The sequence below is a fragment of the Massilia pinisoli genome, from assembly GCF_024753285.1.
Taxonomy (GTDB): Bacteria; Pseudomonadota; Gammaproteobacteria; order Burkholderiales; family Burkholderiaceae_D; genus Telluria; species Telluria pinisoli.
On record NZ_JANUGW010000002.1, the window covers coordinates 373860 to 393276 of the forward strand.

The 19417-nt window shown below is 68.8% G+C and carries 9 protein-coding genes; 7 read left to right on the forward strand and 2 right to left on the reverse strand.

Translation table 11 applies throughout. The annotated features are described in order from the left end of the window. Positions 1–5: 5 nt before the first annotated feature. The 5 genes from NX784_RS03865 (at position 6) to NX784_RS03885 (ending at position 12776) form a co-directional block, all read left to right on the forward strand. Positions 6–839 (forward strand): p-hydroxycinnamoyl CoA hydratase/lyase, encoded by an 834-nt coding sequence (locus tag NX784_RS03865; RefSeq protein WP_258815373.1) that lies wholly within the window; start codon positions 6–8, stop codon positions 837–839. A 45-nt stretch (positions 840–884) separates the two neighbouring features. Further along, a complete protein-coding gene (locus tag NX784_RS03870; RefSeq protein WP_258815374.1) occupies positions 885–2771 on the forward strand; it encodes a feruloyl-CoA synthase in 1887 nt (628 codons plus the stop codon). A gap of 20 nt (positions 2772–2791) precedes the next feature. Continuing rightward, positions 2792–4483 (forward strand): tannase/feruloyl esterase family alpha/beta hydrolase, encoded by a 1692-nt coding sequence (locus NX784_RS03875; protein WP_370662904.1) that lies wholly within the window; start codon positions 2792–2794, stop codon positions 4481–4483. Positions 4484–4767: 284 nt separating this feature from the next. Then, positions 4768–11772, forward strand: coding sequence for a hybrid non-ribosomal peptide synthetase/type I polyketide synthase (locus tag NX784_RS03880; protein WP_258815375.1), 7005 nt, complete (start codon positions 4768–4770; stop codon positions 11770–11772). Positions 11773–11912: 140 nt separating this feature from the next. Next, on the forward strand, positions 11913–12776 hold the full coding sequence (locus NX784_RS03885) for a CE1 family esterase (protein WP_258815376.1): 864 nt from the start codon (positions 11913–11915) through the stop codon (positions 12774–12776). An 82-nt stretch (positions 12777–12858) separates the two neighbouring features. Here the strand turns inward: NX784_RS03885 and NX784_RS03890 are convergent, their stop codons facing one another. Beyond that, on the reverse strand, positions 12859–14292 hold the full coding sequence (locus NX784_RS03890) for a sugar porter family MFS transporter (RefSeq protein ID WP_258815377.1): 1434 nt from the start codon (positions 14290–14292) through the stop codon (positions 12859–12861). A gap of 280 nt (positions 14293–14572) precedes the next feature. Here NX784_RS03890 and NX784_RS03895 point away from each other — a divergent pair, with 280 nt between their 5' ends. Together NX784_RS03895 and NX784_RS03900 are read left to right on the forward strand one after the other, a co-directional pair. Further along, positions 14573–17095 (forward strand): glycosyl hydrolase 115 family protein, encoded by a 2523-nt coding sequence (locus NX784_RS03895; protein ID WP_258815378.1) that lies wholly within the window; start codon positions 14573–14575, stop codon positions 17093–17095. An 85-nt stretch (positions 17096–17180) separates the two neighbouring features. After that, positions 17181–18779, forward strand: coding sequence for a histidine kinase N-terminal 7TM domain-containing diguanylate cyclase (locus NX784_RS03900; RefSeq protein WP_258815379.1), 1599 nt, complete (start codon positions 17181–17183; stop codon positions 18777–18779). Between the two features lie 30 nt (positions 18780–18809). On the opposite strand, the gene NX784_RS03905 is transcribed toward NX784_RS03900, so the two are convergent. Next, positions 18810–19409 carry an NF038129 family PEP-CTERM protein gene (locus tag NX784_RS03905; RefSeq protein ID WP_258815380.1) on the reverse strand — a complete coding sequence of 200 codons (600 nt, stop codon included), beginning with the start codon at positions 19407–19409 and terminating at the stop codon, positions 18810–18812. Positions 19410–19417 lie beyond the last annotated feature (8 nt).

The window sequence follows — 19417 nt, forward strand, 5'->3', positions numbered from 1 at the left end:
ATTGTATGTCCAAATACGAAGGCCGTTGGCAGACGGTGAAGGTCGACGTCGACGGCGGTATCGGCTGGATCACGCTGAATCGTCCCGAAAAGCGCAATGCGATGAGCCCCACGCTGAACCGCGAGATGATCGCCGTGCTCGAGATGCTGGAACTGGACGACGACGCGCAGGTGGTGGTGCTGACGGGCGCGGGCGAATCCTGGAGCGCCGGCATGGACCTGAAGGAATACTTCCGCGAGACGGACGGCAAGCCGGAAATCATGCAGGAGCGCATGCGCCGCGATTGCTCGCAGTGGCAGTGGAAACTGCTGCGCATGTACAGCAAGGCCACCATCGCGATGGTCAACGGCTGGTGCTTCGGCGGCGCGTTCTCGCCGCTCGTCGCCTGCGACCTCGCCATCGCGGCCGACGATGCCGTGTTCGGCCTGTCGGAAGTGAACTGGGGTATCCCGCCCGGCAACCTCGTGTCGAAGGCCGTGGCCGACACGATGGGGCACCGCCAGGCGCTGCACTACATCATGACGGGCGACACCTTCACCGGTAAGGAAGCGGCGGCGATGGGCCTCGTCAACAAGAGCGTGCCGAAGGCGGAGCTGCGCGACGCCGTGATCGCGCTGGCGGCCAAGCTGCTGGAAAAGAACCCCGTCGTGCTGCGCCATGCGAAGATCGGTTTCAAGCGCTGCCGCGAGCTGACCTGGGAGCAGGGCGAAGACTATTTGTACGCGAAGACCGACCAGTCGAATTACCGCGATCCGGAAAAAGGCCGCAAGGAAGGCCTCAAGCAGTTCCTGGACGATAAGACGATCAAGCCCGGCCTGCAGAGCTACAAGCGCGCCTGAGACGCGCCCGCACGTCTCGGTCAGAGCCGATCAAGGAGACCTCCGATGTTGGAAACCGATTTGCCGATCGCCGGGCAGGGCCGCCCGGACCGGCCCGCGTCGCGCTGCCGCCCCGTCCACCTCGGCCATCCGGAGATCCGCGCCTGGCGCGAGGGCGACGTCTGGCACGTCGACGCCGTCACCCCGCTGGCAGCGGCGCCGCGGCGCTGGACCGACCCGCTCGTGCGCTGGGCCGCCGCGCATCCCGAGCGCACGCTCGTCGCGCGGCGCGGCCCGGATGGCGCCTGGATCCGCATCGGCTATGCCGACATGCTGCACCGCGCGCGCCGCATCGGCCAGGCGCTGCGCGACCGCGGGCTGTCGGCCGAGCGGCCGCTGGCGATCCTGTCCGGGAATGACCTGGAACATTTTCAGCTGGCGCTGGGCGCCGCCTACGCCGGGATTCCCTACGCGCCGATCTCGCCCGCGTACTCGCTGGTCGCCGCGGACGACGGCAGGCTGCGCGACCTCATCGCGCAACTGACGCCGGGCGCCGTGTACGCGGCGGACGGCGCCTCGTTCGCGCGGGCGCTGCATGCGGTGCTCCCCGAGGATGTGGAGCTGATCCTGGGCGAGGGCGTCCATGCGGCCCGCGCGGCGACCCGCTTCGGCGACTTGCTCGACACGGCGGTCACCGACGTCGATGCGGCCAATGACGCCGTCGGCGCGGACACGATCCTGAAATTCCTGTTCACGTCCGGCTCGACGAAACAGCCGAAGGCGGTGGTCACGACCCACGGCATGCTGGCCCATAACCAGCAGATGCTGCTGCAGACCTTTCCGTTCTTCGGCGAGACGCCGCCCGTGCTCGTCGACTGGCTGCCGTGGAACCACTGCTTCGGCGGCAGCCACAACGTCGGCATCGCGTTGTACAACGGCGGCACGCTGTACCTGGACGACGGCAAGCCGACGCCGGCGGAGTTCGCGCGCACGCTGGACAACCTGCGCGAGATCGCGCCCACCGTCTACTTCAACGTGCCGAAGGGCTTCGAGATGCTGACGGAGGCGCTCGAGCGCGACGCCGCCCTGCGCGCGACCTTCTTCTCGCGCGTGAAGCTGTTCCTGTGCGCGGGCGCCGGGTTGTCGCAGGTGGCGTGGGACCGGCTCGATGCCGTCGCGCGCGCGCACTGCGGCGAATCGATCCGCATCATGACGGGCCTCGGCATGACGGAGACGTCGCCGTCGAGCACGTTCGGCACCGGCGACATCGCGCAGGCGGGCTATGTCGGGGTGCCGGCGCCGGGCTGCCGCGTGAAGCTGGTGCCCGTGGACACCAAGTTCGAAGCGCGCTTCGCCGGTCCGCACGTGATGCCGGGCTACTGGCGCGCCCCGGACCTGACGGCGGCAGCGTTCGACGAGGACGGCTACTACCGCACGGGCGACGCGCTGCGTTTCTACGATGCGGCCCGGCCGGAGCTCGGGTTCGTGTTCGACGGCCGCATCGCCGAGGACTTCAAGCTGTCGTCCGGCACGTTCGTCAGCGTGGGGCCGATGCGCGCGCGCGCCATCGCGCTGGGCGCGCCGTACGTGATGGATGCCGTCGTCACGGGCCTGAATCGCGAGACGGTCGGCCTGCTCGTCTTCCCCCGCATGGAGCATTGCCGCGCACTGGCGGACCTGTCGGCCGATGCGGATGCCGCGCAGGTATTGGCCAGCCCTCCCGTGCGCGCCATGTTCGCGCACCTGCTGGCCGACCTGAACGCCGGCGCGAGCGGCTCATCGACCCGCATCGAACGCCTGCTGCCGCTGGCGGTGCCGCCGTCGATCGACCAGCGCGAGCTGACGGACAAGGGCTCGATCAACCAGGCGGCCGTGCTGGCGCACCGCGCCGCGCTCGTCGACGACCTGTACGCGGACCGTGTGCCGCTTGCCGTGCGGGCCGGCGCGCGTTGATCTCTCACCAGGAAACCACGATGAATTCACGACAGGCGATGGCCGTGCTGGCCGTCCTCACCATGGCCGGCTGCGGCACGACCAACGTCGGCGTGCACGACCCGGCGCTGCCGCAACTGGCGCAGGCCACCGGCGCCGGCTTGACCGCATGCGCCGAACTGGCGACCCGCATCGCCTATCCCGACACGACGATCACGGCCGCGAATGCCGTCGCGGCCGGCGTGCTCACGGTGGACGGCAAGCCGCTGCCGGCCCATTGCCAGGTGCGCGGCGAGATGCTGCGCCGCACGGGCGTCGACGGCAAGCCCTATGCCATCGGCTTCGAACTGCGCCTGCCCGTCGCGTGGAACGGCCGCTTCTTTTACCAGGCCAACGGCGGCGCCGACGGCAGCATCGAGACGGCGACGGGCCCCGTGGGCGGCGGCGGTGCGCTCGACAATGCACTGAACCAGGGCTTCGCCGTCCTCAGTTCGGACGCGGGCCACCGCGGGCCCTCGCTGGACTTCGGCCTCGATCCGCAGGCCCGGCTCGACTACGGCTACCAGGCCGTCGGCAAATTGACGCCGATGGCGAAGGCCGCCATCCGCACCGCCTATGGCAAGGCACCGGACCGCTCGTACATCGGCGGCTGCTCGAACGGCGGACGCCACACGATGGTCGCGGCGGCGCGCTACGCCGACCAGTACGACGGCTTCCTCGTCGGCGACCCGGGCTTCCGCCTGCCGCTGGCCGCCATCGCCGACATCGCGGGCGGTAAGACCTACGCCGCGCTGGCCAGCACGCCCGGCGACCTCGGCTCCGCCTTCACGCAGGCCGAGCGCACGCTCGTGGCGAACGCCGTGCTCGCGCGCTGCGATGCGCTGGACGGCGCCAGGGATGGCCTCGTGCAGGACACGACGGCGTGCCAGGCCGCCTTCGACCTCGCCCGCGACGTGCCCACGTGCGCGGGCGCGCGCGACGGGACGTGCCTGAGCGCCGCGCAGAAGCGTGCCGTCGCCGGGCTGTTCGCCGGCGCGAAGACGGAGACGGGCGCTAAGATCTATGCCAGCTTTCCGTGGGACGCGGGTATCGCGGCGGGCGGCTGGGCGGGCTGGAAATTCGGCGTGCCGTTGACGCTCGACGCCGCTGCGGTCGGCCTGATCTGGTCCGTACCGCCCGAGAACCCGGCCACGTTCGACAGCCGCACGTTCGCGCTGAACGGCAACCTGGACACGATGCTGGCTCGCGTGGGCGCGACCGACGCGACCTATCGCGAATCCGCGCTGTCGTTCATGTTGCCGCCGGACCCGTCGAACCTGGCGACCCTGAAGCACCGCGGCGCCAAGATGCTCGTCTACCACGGCACGAGCGACCCGATCTTTTCCAGCGACGACACGACGGCCTGGTACGAAGCGCTGCGTGCGGCGAACGGGGGCGATGCATCGGATTTCGCGCGCTTCTTCCGCATCCCGGGCATGAACCACTGCGCGGGCGGGCCGGCCACCGACCAGTTCGATGCGCTGACGCCGCTCGTGAACTGGGTCGAGAAGGGCCAGGCACCGGACGCGCTGCAGGCCAGCGCACGCGGTGCCGGCAATGCGGGCGGCGCGAACGGGGACGTGCCCGCGTCGTGGTCGGCGGCGCGCACGCGGCCGTTGTGCGCGTATCCGAAAGTGGCGACCTACGACGGATCCGGCGACGTGGAGCAGGCTGCGAGCTTCACCTGCCGGTGACGACCACCGGTTGCGCACATCCGTGGCGGCGGTGCGACATCGACGCGACAAATGATGCGAACGGCCACGTTGGCCTCTGGCGAGCACAGCCGCCCGTGATATGATGCCCGCCATCCACGGGCCGTGCTCTGGCGCACTGTCCGCAGCGTAGTGAAAGCGGCATTCTTGCCCCGTTTCGATCAGCCGCCCCACATCTCTTCTCACCACTCCACCGATTCTTTGGCAGCGATGTCGTCCCGGTACAGCGGAACGCTGGCGGGCGCGCACGGCTGCGACGCACAACCATGCACAACGCTCCCTCATCGAACAACGGGCCGGCCGGCCCTGCCTCCACCATGCTGTCGCGCGGCCAGCGCGCCATGTGGTTCCTGTGGAATCTGAATCCCCGGGGAGCGGAATACGGCCTGCCGATGGCGTGGACGATCAGGGACGCGCTCGACGTCGACGCCTTGCGCGCCGCGTTGCAGGGCCTCGTCGATCGCCACCCCGTGTTGCGCACGACGTATGCGGCGCCTGCGGGCGAGCCGGTGCAGGTGGTCCATGCGGCGGCGCCGGTCGCGTTCGACCATGTGGACGCGGCCGGCTGGGACGCGCCCCGGCTGCATGCGCGGCTGACGCAGGCGGCCGAGGCGCCGTTCGACCTGGAGCACGGCCCCGTATTTCGCACCCACCTGTTCGCCCGCGGCCGTGACGAGCACGTGCTGCTGTTGAACTGCCACCACATCGCCGGCGATACCTGGTCGCTGATCGTCATGATGGAGGAACTGGGCGTGCTGTACCGGGCCAGGCTGGCCGGGCAGGCGGCCCAGCTGCCGTGGCCGGGCAGCCTGCCGTTCGAGGCCTATGTCGACTGGCAGCAGCGCTTGCTCGAGTCGCCGCGCGGGGAAGGGCATTGGTCGTACTGGCGTGAGCAACTGACGGCGCCTCCCACCCTCGGCCTGCCCACCGATCGGCCGCGTGCGCCCGTGCAGCGCCATGCCGGCGCCGGCCAGCCGTTCACCCTCGATGCCGAACTCACCGCGCGGGTGCGCGCGCTGGCGCGCGAGGAAGGCGTGACGTTCTATACCGTGCTGCTGGCGGCGTTCTACGTCATGCTGTATCGCTATACCGGCCAGGACGACCTGGTGGTCGGTTCGCCACGCTTCGGACGCCCGCCGGAAGGTTTTGAGCGCACCGTCGGCTACTTCGCGAGCCCGTGCGCGCTGCGCGTCCAGGTGGACGGCGCGGCGAGCTTCGGCACCTTCCTGCGACAGGTGCGGGAAGTCCTCGTCGGCGCCAAGGAGCATCAGGACTTTCCGTTCCCGTTGATCGTCGAGCGCCTGGGCCTGCCCCGCGATCCGAGCCGCGGCCCCGTGTTCCAGGTCGCGTTCACCTATCAAAAAGCGCAGCTGCCCCACATGCAGGGCGTGGCTGCGGCGCGCATGGGCGTCGGCGGCGTGCGGCTCGACCTGTCCGGACTGGCGCTCGAGTCGTATCCGCTGGAACAGCGCACCGTCAAGTTCGACCTCGACCTGGTGGTGGAGGAGGTCGACGGCTGCCTGCGCGGCGTATGCTGGTACGACACCGATCTGTGGAACCACGACAGCATCGCCTACCTGGTCGGCCATTACCAGGCGTTGTTGCAGCAAGCCGTGCGCGACCCCGCACTGGCGGTGAACCACGTGCCCATGCTGACGCCTCCCGAGCGGGCGGCGATGGCGGCGTGGAACGCCACGGACGCCGATTTTCCGCAAGCGTGCGCCTACCGCCTGTTCGAGCGCCACGCCGCGAGCGCGCCATCGGCGCCGGCGCTCGACGTCGATGGCGGCACGCTGACCTACGATGCGCTGAACCGGCGCGCGAACCGGCTCGCGCATTACCTGCGCAGGCTGGGCCTGCGGCGTGGACAGGTGGCCGGCGTGAGCGTCGAACGCGGACGGCCCGAACTCGTCGTCGCGGTGCTGGCCGTCATGAAGGCGGGAGGCGTCTATCTGCCCCTCGATCCGGATTATCCGCAGGATCGCCTGGCCTATATGCTGGAGGACGCGGACGTGCAGTTCCTGCTGACGCACGCGGCGGCAGTGGACCGCTTGCCGGCGGGCGCTGCGCGCCGCGTGTTGCTCGATACCGACTGGGACGGCAGCGTGCAGGACGCGGATACGAACCTGCCGGACAGCCCGGGACCGCACGACCTGGCCTACGTCATCTATACGTCGGGCTCGACGGGCCGTCCCAAGGGCGTGCAACTGGAACACCGGGGCCTGACCAATATGGCGCACCTGAAGCGTGGCGCGTTCCAGGTCGACCCGGCCAGCCGCATGCTGCTGTTCGCGTCGTCGAGCTTCGACGCGTCGATTTCCGAAATCTTCACCACCCTGGCTGCCGGCGCCTGCCTGTGCCTCGCGCCGAAGATGGCGCTGATCCCCGGTTCGGCCCTCGTCGATACCCTGCGGCGCCATGCCGTCACGGTCGTCACGTTGCCGCCTTCCGTGCTCGCGCTGTTGCGGCCGGACGATGTGCCGGCATTGAAGACCGTGATCACCGCGGGTGAAGCGTGCAGCCTGGAACTGGCGCGGCGCTGGAGCGGCAAGGTGCGCATGTTGAACGCCTATGGCCCGACCGAGGCGACCGTGTGCACGACGATGGCCGTGCTGCACCCCGACCTGGAACGGGTCAGCATCGGCGGCCCCATTTCCAATATGCGCGTGCACGTGCTGGATGCGCGGCTGCAGCCGGTGCCGGTGGGCGTGCCCGGAGAATTGCATATCGCCGGCATCGGCCTGGCGCGCGGGTATCTCGGCCGTCCCGACCTCACCGCCGAGCGCTTCATTCCGAACCCGTTCGGCGCGCCCGGCGAGCGCATGTACAAGAGCGGGGACCTCGTGCGCCACCTGCCCGACGGCAGCCTCGAATTCCTGGGACGTCTCGACCACCAGGTCAAGATCCGCGGCTTCCGCATCGAGCTGGGCGAAGTCGACGCCATCCTCGCCAGCCATCCGGACGTGCGCGAAACGCTGGTGCTGGCGCGCGACGATGGTGGCGTCCAGTCCATCGTGGCTTACGCCATCGCGCACGAAGGCGCGGCACTCAGTGCGGCGGACTTGCGCGCACATGCGCAAGGCAAGCTGCCCGACTTCATGGTGCCTGCCAGCGTGACGATGCTGGACGCGTGGCCCACCACGCCCAACGGCAAGATCGACCGCAACGCCTTGCCGGCGCCCGGCGCCCGGCGCGACGGCGCCGCGGGCCAGGCGCCGCGCAACCCGTTGGAGCGGCAGATCGCGGCGATCTGGTGCGAAGTACTGGGGCTGGCGGCGGTCGGCATCGACGACAGTTTCTTCGACGTGGGCGGCCATTCGCTGAACCTCGTCGAAGTGGAGGTCGCGCTGGAGCGGACACTGGGCCTCGCCGTGCCGACCATGGACCTGTTCCGCTTCCCGACCATCCGCGCGCTCGCCGGCCATCTGGACGGCGCGTCCGATGCGCATGCCGCGCCCGACACGCAGCCGACATCCTCCGCGGCTGCCGCTGGTGATGCCGGCACCGACATCGCCATCGTCGGCATGGCCGGGCGCTTCCCCGGTGCCGACGACGTCGACACCTTCTGGCGCAACCTGTGCGACGGCGTGGAGTCGATCCGCGACCTGGACGACGAGACGTTGCGCGACGCCGGCGTCGCCGCGGCGCAGCTGGACGACCCGCGCTACGTGCGGCGCAAGGGCGTGCTGGACGACGTCGCCCGTTTCGATGCGCCGTTCTTCGGCTATCCGCCGCGCGAAGCGCTGTTGATGGATCCGCAGCAGCGCCTGTTCCTCGAGGTGGGCTGGCAGGCGCTGGAGCATGCGGGCTACGACGGCCAGACCTACGGCGGCCGGATCGGCGTGGTGGGCGGCATTGGGCGCGCCGCCTACATGCTGCATTTCCTCGACACGCATCCGGAATCGGCCGCCGAACTGTTCCAGACGACGATCCTGAACGAGAAGGATTTCCTGGCCACGCGGCTGGCCTATAAACTGAACCTGCGCGGCCCCGCGCTGACGGTGCAGACGGCATGTTCGACGTCGCTGGTCGCCGTGCACGTCGCCTGCCAGCAGCTGCTGCAGCGCGACTGCGACATGGCGCTGGCGGGTGGCGTCGCGATCGAAGTGCCGCATGGCGCCGGCTACCAGTACCAGGAAGGGCACATCCTGTCGCCGGACGGGCGCTGCCGGGCGTTCGATGCGCACGCCAACGGCACGGTGCGCGGCAGCGGCGGCGCGGTCGTGGTCCTGAAGCGGCTGGCCGATGCGGTGCGCGACGGCGATACCGTCTGGGCCGTGATCAAGGGCTCGGCCATCAACAACGACGGCGCCGTCAAGGTCGGCTACACCGCACCGAGCGTGGACGGCCAGGCCGAAGTCATCGAACAAGGGTTGCAGCGCGCCGGCGTCGATCCGCGCACGATCGGACTGGTCGAGGCGCACGGCACCGCGACGCCGCTGGGCGACCCGATCGAAGTGGCCGCGCTGACGCTCGCCTGGCGCAAACACACGCGCGACCGCGGCTATTGCATGCTCGGGTCGGTCAAGACCAACGTCGGCCACCTGGATGCGGCGGCCGGCGTGACGGGCCTGATCAAGGCGGCGCTGGCCCTGCATCACGGCGTCGTCCCGCCGACCTTGCATTTCCAGTCCCCGAATCCCAAGCTGGACCTCGGCAACAGCCCGTTCACCGTCAACACGGCCCTCGCGTCCTGGCCGGCGACGGATGCGCCGCGGCGCGCGGCCGTCAGCTCGTTCGGCATCGGCGGCACCAATGCGCACGTCGTGCTGGAGCAGGCGCCCGCGCCTGCGGCAGCGACGAACGCCGAAGGCCCGCAACTGATCACGTTGTCGGCGCGCTCGGCCACGGCGCTGACCGCGATGAGCGCGAGGCTCGCGCAGCACCTGCTTGCGCACCCGGACGCCGGCCTGGCGGACATCGCGCACACCCTGCAGACAGGGCGCGCACAACTGCCGCACCGCCGCGCCGTGGTGGCCGCCAGCCACGCCGCCGCGGCCGCCGCGCTGGCGGCGCCCGCGGCGGCGCATGCCGGCACGGGCGGGCGCGTGACGTTCCTGTTCCCGGGCCAGGGATTGCAGAAGGTCGGGATGGGCCGCGGGCTGTACCAGGCCGTGCCGCAGTTCCGCGCGTGCGTCGACGAGTGTGCCGCCATGCTGCAGGCGGAAGTCGGTTGCGACCTGCGTGCCTTGCTGTATCCGGAACCGGGCCAGGAAGAGGAAGCAGGGCGGCGGCTGGCCGACACGGCGATCACGCAGCCGGCCATGTTCGTCGTGGAGTACGCGCTGGCGCGCCAGCTGATGCACTGGGGCATTCAGCCCGACGCGATGATGGGACACAGCCTGGGCGAGTACGTGGCGGCCTGTCTCGCCGGCGTGATGTCGCTGCCGGATGCGCTGAAGCTCGTGTGCGCCCGCGGACAACTGATCCGGCAACTGCCCGGCGGTGCGATGCTCGCGGTGGAAGCGTCGCCCGAGCAGGTGCAGCCTTTCGTCGGCGCCGGCGTCGACCTGGCCGTGATGAACGGCCCGCAAGCGTGCGTGCTGGCGGGCCCGCACGACGCCATCGCGGCGGTCAAGGGCGCGCTGGAACGAGCGGGCCTGCGCCACAAGCTGATCCCGACCTCGCACGCCTTCCATTCGGCCATGCTCGATCCGGTGCTGGCGCAGTTCCGCGCGCGCGTGGCCGACGTCGCGCTGCACGCGCCGCGCATCCCGTATGTCACGAACGTCACGGGCACGTGGGTCACGGACGCCCAGGCGACGGACCCCGATCATTGGGTCCGGCACCTGCGCGGCACCGTACGTTTCGCACAGGGGCTGGAGCTGCTGCTCGACACGGCGGACGGCATCTATCTCGAAGTGGGGCCGGGGCAGGGCTTCAGCGCCATCCTCAAGCGTCATCCGCGCAAGGGGATGGTGGCTCTGGCCATGCCTTGCCTGGGCCACGCGGCGCAGCCGTCCGACCACGACGCGCTGCTCGCGTGCCTCGGGCAGCTCTGGACGGCCCACGCCGCCGCGCCGGCATGGCAGCACCTGCATGGGGACGGTGCGCGGTGTCGCGTGCCGTTGCCGGTATATCCGTTCGACCGTCATCGCTACTGGCCGCAAGCGAGGACGGCGCCGACGCGTGTGGCCGGGCCAGTGCTGGCGTCCGACGCGGTCCGGTGCGGTGCCTCCAGCGAACGCGTGATGCCGACGGCGCACCCGGTGCTGTTTGAGGACGAGATCGAACGCCGGGTGGCGCGCGTGTTCGCCGACGTCCTCGGCGTCGAGTCGGCGGCGCGGGACGACAGTTTCTTCGATCTGGGCGGCACGTCGCTGTCCGCGCTGAGCGTCCTGATCAGCCTCGAGCAGATCGTCGCGCGCGAGCTGCCGAACGCCATCCTGATCGAGAACCCGACGGTGAGTGGCCTGGCGCGCGCGCTGCGCGCGGGCGCGCAGGGAGAAGGTTCGCGCCTGATCGGGTTGCGTGCCACGGGCAGCGCCGCGCCGATATTCTGCATCCATCCGTACGGCGGGCACACGACCGGCTACGTCGACCTGGTGCGCCGGATGGGGCCGGAGCAGCCCGTGTTCGGCATCCAGGCGCGCGGCCTGCAAGGAGAAGCGGCGCCGCTGCGCACGATCGAGGCGATGGCTGCGGACTACATCGGTCTCGTCAAGGCGCACCAGCCGTCCGGCCCGTATCGCCTGGCCGGCCATTCGATGGGCGGTTGCATCGCCTACGAAATGGCGCAGCAGCTGACCCGCGCCGGAGACAGCGTCGCGCTGCTCGCATTGTTCGACTCGCGCGCGCAGAACGCCAGTGCGCAGCCGCTGTATCGCAACGGCGCCTACGGCCGCATGGCCAGCAAGGACTGGCTCAGCGACGACGCCGTGATGCTGGGCATCCTGTTTCCCAAGCTGGACATGGACTGGGAATCGCTGCGTGCCGCGCCGCCGGCGCAGCAGTGGTTGCTGGTCAAGGATGCGATCGTGGGCCAGGGATTGCTGCCGTCCGGGACCGGGCAGGGGCAGGTGGAACAGCTGCTGGCGGTCACCCGCGCCAACGACGAGGCCTTGCGCACGTATCGTCCGTGCGCCTATGACGGCGACGTGCTGCTGTTCTGCGGCAGCGAAGGCTTTGCCCCGCAATTCGGCGAACCCGACCTGGGGTGGGGCGAGCTGGTGCGCGGCACGCTGAACACGATGGTGGTGCCGGGCACGCACCACACGATCATGGGCGGTACCGGCGCGCAGGCGATCGCACGGCGTTTGGTGGGGCGCTAGCGTGCAGGCGCCGGCTTTCGCTCACGTTAAGTGCTCGAAAAACATGTCGGCGATTCGCGAAAAATGTAAAACACGGCCGCAATCGTGGCCGTTATCGTTTCAATCCTTATGAAGGGAGTTTCGTCAAACCAGGAGAAGATATGAGACATGTGTGGACCGTATTACTTTTCACGACGCTCGTTGCTTGCGGAGGCGGGACAGGCGCCACCGGCGCGTCGACATCTGCAACCGAGTCGGCTTCGCCACCGCCGCCTCCCGTCGCCTCGCCGGCGACGAGCACCGCGGGCTGCGGCAGCGGTTCCAAGCTGACCACCGGCATGCATTCGCTCAGCAGCGACGGACTCCAGCGCAGCTACTGGGTCGAGATGCCGGCCTCCTACGACCGCAACAAGACCTATCCCGTCATCATCGGGCTGCACTGGCGAGACGGCAGCGCCGCCGATGTCTACGGTTGGAGCGGCTTTTTCGGGCTGAAGAATTTGTACGGCGACAATGCCATCTTCGTTGCCCCGGAGGGCCTGGACAAGGGGTGGGCCAACACTAACGACCGCGACATCCGCTTCATGCGCGCCATGATCGGCGAGGTCCAGCAGGGCGCGTGCACCGACGCGCAGCGTGTGTTCGCTACCGGCTTCAGCTTTGGCGGGATGATGTCCAACGCCATTGGCTGCGAGATGGGCGACGTGGTGCGGGCGATCGCGCCCATGTCCGGGTCGCTCTGGAGCGGCTGTGCCGGTTCTTCGTACAAGGTGGCGGCCATGTTCATCCACGCGAAGGACGACAACACCGTACCGTACTCGGCGGGGATGGAAGCGCGCGATGTTTTCCTGAAGCGCAATAGCTGCAGTGCCACTACGGTGCCGGTGGGAAGTCACGGCTGCGTCGAATACCAGGGCTGCGACAGCGGCAAGCCCGTACTCTGGTGCGGCACCGAGACCGGCGGACACTGGTACCCCAATTTCTCGGCGCAGGAGTCCAAGGCGTTCTTCGATCGGTTCAAGTAGTCGACCACAGTCCCGGTAAAAGCGAAAGGCCGTCGATGATTCGATCATCGACGGCCTTCTTGCTGGCGGCTCTCGCGCGCCGTCAGCCTTCCATCTGCTCCAGTTCCTTGCCGCGCGTTTCATGCACGTAGCGGATCACGAAGTAGATCGAGATCACCGCGGCCACCGTGTACAGGCCGTACGCGCCGGCCAGGCCGATGCTGGTGAGCAGCATCGGGAAGGTCACCGTGATCAGGAAGTTGGACGACCATTGGGCGGCGCCGGCAACGGCCAGCGCGGAACCGCGGATCTGGTTGGGGAACATCTCGCCTAGCATGACCCACATCACCGGGCCCCAGGAAATATTGAAGAAGATCACGTAGACATTCGCCGCCACGAGGGCCAAGACGCCCAGCGAGCCGGACAGGGCCAGTTTGCCGTGCGCGTCGAGCGAGGCGCTGGCGAAGGCGTACGTCACGAGGCCGAGCGTCACCGCCATGCCGGCCGAACCGATCCACAGCAGGGGCTTGCGGCCGATGCGGTCGATCAGGAACACCGTGACGATGCAGGCGCCGATGCTCAGGCCGCCCGACAGGACGTTGATCAGCAGGGCATCGCTCTCGGAAAAGCCCACGGCCTGCCACAGCACCGCGCCGTAGTAGAACACCACGTTGATGCCGACCAGCTGCTGGAACGTCGCCAGGCCGATGCCGACCCACACGATCGGGCGCAGCTTGCCGGTGGCCTTGTTGATCAGGTCCGACAGGCGCGGACGATGGTGGTCTTCCGCCAGCGACACGTCGATCGAGTCGAACTTCGTGCGGGCCACGGCCGCGCCGTACAGGCGAGTCAGCACGGCCAGCGCCTCGTCCTTGCGCTTCTTGGCGACGAGGAAGCGCGGGCTTTCCGGGATCGTCAGCAGCAGCAGCAGGAACAGCACGGACGGAATCGCCATCATCCAGAACATCCAGCGCCATGCTTCCTGGCCCAGCCACAGCACGCCGGTCGACGCGCCGGCCTCGTGCGCGAGGAAATAGTTGCTCAGGAAAGCGCAGAACAGGCCGCTGATGATGGCGATCTGCTGCACCGTCGCCAACCGGCCCCGGTAGCGGGCGGAGGCCACTTCGGCGATGTAGGCCGGCGACATCACGCTCGCGGCGCCGACGGCAAAGCCGCCCAGCACACGGGCGGCGACGAAGACGACCGACGTCGTCGCAAAGCCGGCACCCAGTGCCGACGTCAGGAACATCAGCGACGAGATCAGGAGCACGGTACGGCGGCCCCACAGGTCGCCCAGGCGGCCGGCGCAGAAGGCGCCGAGCGCGCAGCCCAGCAGCATCGATGCGACTTCGAAGCCGAGCTCGGCATCGGTCGAATGGAAGGCCTGCTTCAGGCCGTCGACGGTGCCGTTGATGACGCCGCTGTCAAAGCCGAACAGGAAGCCGCCGATCGTGGCGACGCAGCTGATCAGGATGATGAGGCCGGTGTTTTCCGCCTCTTGTATGGGATTGGTGCTCTCTAGAGCAATACCGTTCATGGTGTCTCCTTCGTTTGTTTTTACATCTGCGGCGGACGTCGCGAGCTATAACATTTCATACCATCAAACAAATAGCGCTAACATCTTTGCGGAGTCTGGCCGATTTCGGTCTGTGTGTCAAATGCTATCGCTGCGACTACGCATCTGATCGGAGCGGACTTCGTCCTACCGCGAAACTCCGAAAAAAGTCATTTACTTGGTAGCGCTATCTCACTATAGTCCAGCCAGTCGCCGACGCCCTGCGTCGCCATCCGTCCACCTGTCGAAAGGTCCTGCCGCGATGAAGCTGAAACCGCTCCGTATCGCCATCCTCGTGTTTTGTGCGACGCTCGCCGTGCTCCCCGCGGCGCACGCGGTGGAGGTCACGGAAGCCGCGCGTTCCGGCCCGGGTTCGTTGAACCTGGTCGGCGGCGCCGGCGTCGCCACGGTCGCGGTCGATGCGCATGACGACCCGCTCGTCGCCGTCGCCGCCCGCTTGTTCGCCGACGACGTCGAACGCGTGACGGGCAAGCGTCCCGCCATCGGTGCGCAGGCCGTGCGCGGGCGCCCGCTGGTCGTCGTCGGCACCCTGGGGCACAACGCGCTGATCGACGAACTGGCCGCCAGGGGCGCGCTGAAGGACCTGGACAAGGTCCGCGGCCGCTGGGAGGCGACGGTGGCGCAGATGGTCGAGCGACCGTTCCCCGGCGTGGAGCGCGCCTTCGTCATCGTAGGCAGCGATCGCCGCGGCGCCGCCTATGGCCTCATGCAGTTGTCGGAGCAGGTCGGGGTGTCGCCGTGGTACTGGTGGGCCGACGCGCCCGTCCGGCGCAGGACAGCGCTGACGATTCGTTCGGCCACGCCCGAGGTCACGGCGCCGGAAGTGAGGTACCGCGGCATCTTCGTCAACGACGAGGACTGGGGCATGCACGCCTGGGCCAAACAGACGTTCGAGCCGGAGGCCGGCGGGATCGGCCCGAAGACCTACGAGAAGCTCTTCGAACTCATGTTGCGCCTGCGCCTGAACACGATCTGGCCCGCCATGCATGAAGTCAGCCGGGAATTCCATGCCGTGCGCGAGAACGTCGTGCTGGCCGACAAATACGGCATCGTGGCCGGCGCATCGCATTGCGAGCCCATGTTGTACAACAACGTGAAGTGGAACCAGAAAGAGCGCGGGCCCTGGAATTACCTCACCAACCGCGACACGATCTACAAGACCTGGGAAGAGCAGGCCACCACGCGCGGCGGGATGGAGGCCATGTGGACGCTGGGCATCCGCGGCATCCACGACCAGGGCATGCAGACGCCGCCCGGCGACATGCCGGGCAAGCTCAAACTGATGGGGGAAGTGATCCAGGACCAGCGCAGCCTGATCCAACAGCACGTGACGACGAAGTGGGGCCCCGTCGCCCAGGTCTTCGTACCCTACAAGGAAGTGCTGCCGATTTACGATGCCGGCCTCGCGCTGCCGGACGACGTGACGCTCATGTGGACGGACGATAATTTCGGCTACCTCCGGCGCCTGAGTTCGCCCGACGAGCGCAAGCGCGCGGGCGGCGCCGGCGTGTACTGGCACCTCTCGTACTACGGCCAGCCGCACTCCTACCTGTGGATCAACACGACCGCGCCCGCGTTGATGTGGGAAGAGCTGCACAAGGCGTGGGAGAACGACGCGCGCACGATGTGGATGCTCAATGTCGGCGACCTGAAGCCGATGGAAATCGGCGTCGACTATTTCGCCCGCTTCGCGTGGAACCCCACGGCGTTCGGGCCCGATTCCCAGCCCGCGTTCCTGCGGTCGTTCGCGGCCGAGCATGTCGGCGGCGCGCTGGCGCCGGCCGTCGCCGATCTGCTGACCGAGTTTTACCGCCTTGGCACGATCCGCAAGCCCGAGCTGATGACGCGCGCGTGGGCGCTGGCGCTGCCGCCGGACGAGGCCGCCGAGCTGGGCCGCAGCTACGCACATCTGCTGGAGCGGGAGGCAGCGCTGGCCGCCGCGATCCCGGCCGGGAAGCGCGATGCCTACACCGAAATGATCGGCTTCCCCGCGCGCGTGCTCGGCGCCACCGGCTTGGTCTTCATGGCCGACCGCGCCGCCCAGCTCGGCGACGATCCCGCCGCGCAGGCCGCGGAGATCGCGCGCCGGCGCGCATTCCTCGAGCGGGAGGTCGATGCGTACAACTATACGGTGGCGGGCGGCAAGTGGAAAGGCATGATGCCCGGCCTCGTCACGGCGGCCAACCTGATGGCGTGGAACAGCCAGGTGCGCTGGCCCTGGGGCGAGCCGGCGGGCGGCTCGGCGTCCAAGGTCACGCCCGTCGACGCGGGACGCGCATGGCGCCCGGCCGCCGAGGCCGACAACCGGTCCGGCACTGCCGCCGCGCGCTGGACACCGGTCGCGGGGCTCGGCCAGTCGGGCCGCGCCGTCGCGCTGAAGCCGGCGGGCCTCGACGCGTCCTGGTCTCTTACCGACGACAAGGCGCCATCGCTCGACTTCCACTTCGAGACAGGCGCACAGGGCGCCGGAGGGGAATTGCTCATCGACTTCATGCCAACCTTCCGCATCTACCCGGGCAGGAAGCTGCGCGTCAGCGTCGTCGTGGATGGCGCCGACCCGATCGCCGTCGACGTGCCCGGTGCGAGCGGCCAGGAGGACGAGTCCGGCGCCATCCGCAAGGAAGGCGTGCAGAATAATGCGGTGCGCGCGCGGGTGCCCATGCCGGCGCTCGCCGCGGGCAAACACGTGGTGACGATCCGCGCCGTCGACCCCGGCGTCGTCATCGACCGGGTCGCGTTGCCGGGGCGGCAGGGCGTCATATGATGTTGTTTATATGTGGAAATAATAGTTCTACAATGAAACTAATGGTGGCGCGGTGCTAAGATGAAGCCTGCTTTTTCGCGCGACCATGCAAATCTTTAACTTCATTCTCCTCGCCGGTGCCGTCACCGCGCTGCTGCTGGCGGCCGTGGCGTGGCAGCGCCGTCACGCGCCCGGTGCGCCGGCGCTGCTGGCGATGCAGTTGTGCGCGGCGTGGTGGCTGACGTGCTATGCGCTGCCGTTCACGCAATTCGTGCCGCACGACGGCCTGTTCCTGCGCATGCGCGTCATCTTCCCCGGCGTCGTCGCCATCGCGCCGATCACCTTGCTGTTCGTGCTGAGTTATGCGCGCGGGACGAACGCGTTCCGCCCGTCGCGGTTGCTCGCCCTCGGGCTCGTGCCGACCGTCGTGCTGGCGGTCGCGCTGTCGCCGCTGCACGACCTGTGCTTCGGCAGCTGGCGCGGCGTGTCCACGGACAGCATTTTCCACATGGGACCGTTGTTCTGGGTGCATTCGCTGTACAGCTACGCGCTGATCGCGAAATCCGTTCTCGCGCTGCTCGCCGCCTACGAACACGGCACGACGCAGGTCCGGCGCCAGACGCGCATCCTGCTGGGCGCGCTGATCGTTCCCATCGTCTGCAACGTGACGTTCATTGCGGGCGTGTCGCCGCCGGACATCGATCCCACGCCGCTGGGCCTCGTCGCCAGCGGCATCCTCATCGCGCTGGCGATCTTCCGGCGCGGCCTGTTCGACCTCGTCTCCGTGGCGCGCGAAAAGATCAGCGAGGCGATCACGGACGGCTTCATCGTCGTCGACGCGCAGCGGCACATCGTCGAAAGCAATGCGGCGATCTGGCGCATCTTCGACATCGACCCGCCCGCGCAACCGGGCGAATTGCTCGGGGAGCGGATGGCGGAACTCGATGCGCACGTCGCCGGCGAAGGCTATGTCCCGACGACGGCGGAATTCGTGCATGGCGCCGGCAGGCATCTCGAACTGCGCACGTTCGCCATCTGCGCCGACGACGGCACGATACTGGGCTATGTGCTGATCGTGCGCGACGTGACCGATGCGCGCACGACGTCGTTCGCACTGGAACAGGCGAACAGGCAGCTGCGCGCGCAGCTGGACACCATCCGCTCGATGCAGGCGCAGTTGCAGGAGCAGGTCATCCGCGATCCTCTGACGGGCCTGTACAACCGCCTCTACCTGGCGGACGCGCTCGCGCGCGAACTGACATGGGCAGGCAGGACGGGCAAGTCGTTCGCCGTCGTGATGATCGACATCGACCACTTCAAGTCCGTCAACGATGACCACGGCCATGCGCTCGGCGACACGATGCTGCGCGCGCTGGGCAGCCTGCTGCGGCAGCAGGTCCGGCCGACGGATTCCCCGTGCCGTTACGGCGGCGAGGAATTCGTCATCGTCATGCGCGACGTCACGCTCGACCAGGCCGTCGAACGCATCGATGACTTGCGCCGCGCGTTCGCCGACCTGCGCTTCGCGTCGAGCGGCACGGAGATCGGCCGCACGTTCTCGGCGGGTGTCGCGCTGTATCCCGTGCACGGCAACGACGACGCGACGTTGCTCGCGGCGGCCGACGCGGCGCTGTATGCCGCCAAGGCCGCCGGCAGGAACCGGGTGTGCCGGGCGGCGGTTCCGGCGCCTGCATCGATCGCCTGACGCCGTCGGCCCGGTCGCCGGGCTGCAGGATCAGCGCCGGCGTGCCGCAGGTGCGCGCCACGCCAGCAGCGCCAGCATGGCCGCCAGCACCAATGCCGCCGTCGACGGCTCGGGAACCGTCACGCTGCCGAGTTGGCCGGCCGGTGCGCTCACGAGGACCTGCTTGCCGGCGGGCGCGTCCGGCTGCAGGAACAAGTCACCAAGGTCGCCGTCCGCGCCCAGGTAGCGCACCATGTCGAACAGCGCCCAGCCGAACGTGGTGCCCGTGTCGCCGGGCGCCATCGTGAAGGTGACGTCGAAACCGAACTTGCCCCCGAGCTGGATGCCCTGGACCAGATCGCCGCCACCGGCCGCATTGCTGAACGTGAACAGGCCCGACGTGCCGCTGGTGACGGCGCCCGTCAGGTCCGGCGCGCCGGCGAGTGCGCCGCTCAGGTTCCACACGGTGGCGGTGGCGGCGGGCGCGCCGTCCAGCGCCATGAAATACAGGTCGAGGAAGGCGGGGCCCGTGCCCAGCGACGCCGTGTCGATGTCGACGTGGTAGATCGGCATGGCGGCCGCCTGCGCGCAGGCGCCGACCATGGCGGCTGCGACGGCCAGCCGGGCAAGGGTGTACTTGAAGTTGAGCATGATGATGT